This is a genomic window from Streptomyces eurythermus, from assembly GCF_014649115.1.
GTDB classification, from domain to species: Bacteria; Actinomycetota; Actinomycetes; order Streptomycetales; family Streptomycetaceae; genus Streptomyces; species Streptomyces eurythermus.
Genome location: NZ_BMSK01000014.1, coordinates 289361 through 293137 on the forward strand (window position 1 = coordinate 289361; position 3777 = coordinate 293137).

1 protein-coding gene is annotated in these 3777 nt (G+C 72.9%); it reads left to right on the top strand.

Annotation, left to right across the window (positions count from 1 at the left end; translation table 11 throughout):
* Positions 1–19: 19 nt before the first annotated feature.
* Positions 20–3777: beta-ketoacyl synthase N-terminal-like domain-containing protein (locus tag IE251_RS42330; RefSeq protein WP_444545176.1), on the top strand; the 3758-nt coding region annotated here is incomplete at its 3' end.

Genomic DNA, 3777 nt, shown 5'->3' on the forward strand with positions numbered 1-3777 from the left:
ACGTGCCCGTGCAGGGCTGATGGATGCCCTGCCCGCAGGCGGGGTGATGGTCGCCGTGGAGGCGGCGGAGGACGAGGTCGTGCCGCTGTTGACGGCCGGTGTGGGCATCGCGGCGGTCAACTCGCCGACGTCGCTGGTGGTTTCCGGTGTCGAGGCCGAGGTTTTGGCGGTGGTCGAGGGGTTGCCGGGGCGGCGGACGAAGCGGTTGGAGGTGAGTCATGCGTTCCACTCGCCGTTGATGGAGCCGATGCTGGAGGACTTCCGCACCGTCGTGGAGGGTCTGACGTTCCACGCCCCGCAGCTCGCGGCGGTCTCGTCGGTCACCGGCCGCCCGGTGGAGGAGGAGTGGTCGCAGCCTCAGTACTGGGTCGAGCATGTCATCCGCACGGTCCGTTTCGCCGACGCGGTCAGTGTTGCCGATGCGGGTGCCTGGATCGAACTGGGCCCGGACGGTGTCCTGTCGGGGCTGACGGAGAACGCGGTGCCGGTGTTGCGTAAGGATCGTGGCGAGTACCGGCAGGCCGTGACCGCGCTGGCGCATGGTTTCGTCCACGGCGCGGACGTGGACTGGCCCGCTCTGTTCGCCCCCTATGAGCCCCGGCGCGTGGCTCTGCCCACTTACCCGTTCCAGCGTGAGCGTTACTGGCTGGAGCCCGCCCCGACCACCAGGGCCACCACGCCCTCCCCCCAGGACTCCTGGCTCTACGAGGTGGGTTGGCAGCAGCTCGAGCTGCCGCGTCGGGGCGCGCTGCCCGGGACCTGGCTGGTCCTCGCGTCGGACGCACACGATCGGGACGACGTCCTGGCGACGGCCGCGCGTCGTATCGAGGCCGCTGCCGAGGAGGTCGTCCGCGTGGAGGTCGGCCCGCTCGACGGGCCCGCCGCCGTCGACCGGCTGCGCGAGGCGGTCGGGGACCGGCCGCTCGCCGGTGCGGTCTCCCTGCTCGGTCCGCAGGTAGGTGCCCTGGTGGACGTGGTACGAGCGCTGGAGACGGTCCCGGTGTGGGTCCTGACCCACGGCGCGGTGGCCGTGACGGCCGACGAGCAGGTGGATCCGGACGGCATCGGCCCGTGGGCGGTCGCCCGGGTACTCGCCTGGGAGCAGGCCGACAGCTGGGGCGGTGTGGTGGACCTGCCCACCGAGCCGGGCGAGCCGGACTGGGCACGGCTGTGGGACCTGCTGGCCGCGGGCCGGGACGGTGACGACCAGGTGGCCGTGCGGTCCGGGCGGCTCCTGACCCGGCGGTTGCGGAGCGCTCGGCCCGGCGGCAGCGCGGTGAACCTGAGCGGCACGGTCGCGGTCGTCGGTGACCTCGGGGCCCGGACGGGCGCGCTCGCCGACTGGCTGTTCGGCGCGGGGGCCGACCGGGTCGTGCTGGTCGGCGAGGTCGCAGAGGCGACGGAGGTGCCGGCGCGCGTCGAGGTGCTGCCGTGGAACGGCACCAGCCGTGCGGAACTCGCCGACAGCACCGTGGTGTTCCTCGACGAGGACCGCTGGGAGACGGATCCGCTGGCCGCGAACCAGTGGCAGAGCCTGGTCACCGCGCGGCGGGAACGGCTCTGGGAGCTGCACGAATGGGCCGGCGACAGGCCGCTGCTGGTCCTCTCCTCCGCAGTCGGCGTCATCGGCGGTGCTCCGGCGCCCAGCGTGACCCAGGTCGCCGCCGAGGCGGTGATCCAGCACCGCCGGTCGCTCGGCCTGCCCGGGACGACGGTCGCGATCGGGCCGGACGAGAGCGGGCAGGGGGCGCTCGGCTTCCGTCCGCTCTCCCTGAGCGACGCCCTGCGGCTGGTCAGCGCTGGCCGGGAGCAGGCCATCGTCGCCGACGTGGACTGGTCGCAGGTGGTCTCGTCGCCCACCGTGGCGCGTCCCCACCGGCTCGTGGCGGAGCTGCCCGAGGTCAGGTCCCTCCTCGGTGCAGACGCCCGGGCGCTGCGCGAGCGACTGATCGGCCTGAGCGAGGCGGACCGCCGGCAGGCGCTCCTCGGACTCGTCCGCACCGAGGTGGCCGGCGTCCTGGGCTATCCGGACCCCGGGTCGCTGGAGACCGCCCGTGCCTTCACCGAACTCGGTCTGACCTCGCTCACCGCCGTCGACCTGCGCAACCGGCTGAACGCGCGCACCGGCCTGCGGCTTTCCGTCTCGCTCGCCTTCGACCGTCCCACCGTGGAGGCCATCGCGGAGCACCTCGCCGCCGAACTGTTCGGCGCGGGCGAGGAACTCGCGCCGGTCGCGGCCGCCGTCAGTGACGAGCCGATGGCGATCGTCGGCATGGCCTGCCGCTTCCCCGGCGGGGTCGGCTCGCCGGACGACCTGTGGCGGATCGTCGCCGACGGCCTCGACGTGATCTCGCCGTTCCCCACCGACCGCGGCTGGAACCTGGAGGACCTGTACGACCCGGACGCCACCGCGTCGGGCAAGAGCTACACGGCGGAAGGCGGCTTCCTCCACGAGGCACCCTGGTTCGACGCGGGCTTCTTCGGCATCTCGCCGCGCGAGGCGCTCGGCATGGACCCGCAGCAGCGGTTGCTGCTCGAGACCGCCTGGGAGGCCTTCGAGCAGGCTGGCCTCGACCCCACGGCCCTGCGAGACAGCCGGACCGGGGTGTTCATCGGCGGCAACGGCCAGGACTACGCCACCACGATGACGCGCGTTCCGGCCGGCGTCGACGGGTACCTCATGACCGGCAACGCGGCCAGCGTCCTGGCGGGCCGGATCGCCTACACCTTCGGGTTCACCGGTCCGACGCTGACGGTGGACACGGCGTGCTCTTCCTCGCTGGTGGCCCTGCACCTGGCGGCGCAGGCGCTGCGCAACGGGGAGTGCTCGCTGGGCGTCGTGGGCGGGGTGACGGTGATGTCGTCCCCCGGCACCTTCGTGGAGTTCTCCCGCCAGCGCGGCCTGGCGCCGGACGGGCGGTGCAAATCCTTCTCGGCCGACGCGGACGGGACGGGGTGGTCCGAGGGTGTGGGTGTGCTGCTCGTGGAGCGTCTTTCGGATGCCCGGCGTCATGGGCATCAGGTGCTCGCGGTGGTGCGGGGCAGTGCGGTGAACCAGGACGGTGCGAGTAATGGGTTGACGGCGCCGAACGGTCCGTCGCAGGAGCGGGTGATCCGTGCGGCGTTGGCGTCGGCGGGTCTGGCTGCGCGCGAGGTCGACGCGGTGGAGGCGCACGGGACGGGGACCAGGCTGGGGGACCCGATCGAGGCGCAGGCGCTGCTGGCGACGTACGGGCAGGGACGCCCGGCTGAGCGGCCGTTGTGGCTGGGCTCGGTGAAGTCGAACATCGGGCACACCCAGGCGGCCGCCGGTGTGGCGGGCGTGATCAAGATGGTGATGGCGATGCGGCATGGTGTGCTGCCGCGGTCGTTGCACCTGGATGAGCCGACCTCACATGTGGACTGGGACGCGGGGGCGGTGGAGCTGCTTTCGCAGGCCCGGGACTGGACCGCGGGGGAGCGGCCGCGGCGAGCCGGCGTGTCGGCCTTCGGCGCGAGTGGGACGAACGCGCATGTGATCGTGGAGGAGGGCGATCCGGTTCCGGCTGAGGTTGCTGGTGGTCGGGTGGGGATGCCGGTGGTGCCGTGGGTGGTGTCGGCGCGGTCGGAGGAGGCGTTGCGGGCGCGGCTGGACCAGGCGGCTTCGTTGACCGGTGATCCGGTGGATGTGGGTTGGTCGCTGGTGACATCGCGGTCGGTGTTCGCGCATCGGGCGGTGCTGATCGGCGGGGACCGGGAGGAACTCGTCTCCGCTGTGCCGGTGGTGGCGAGTGGGTC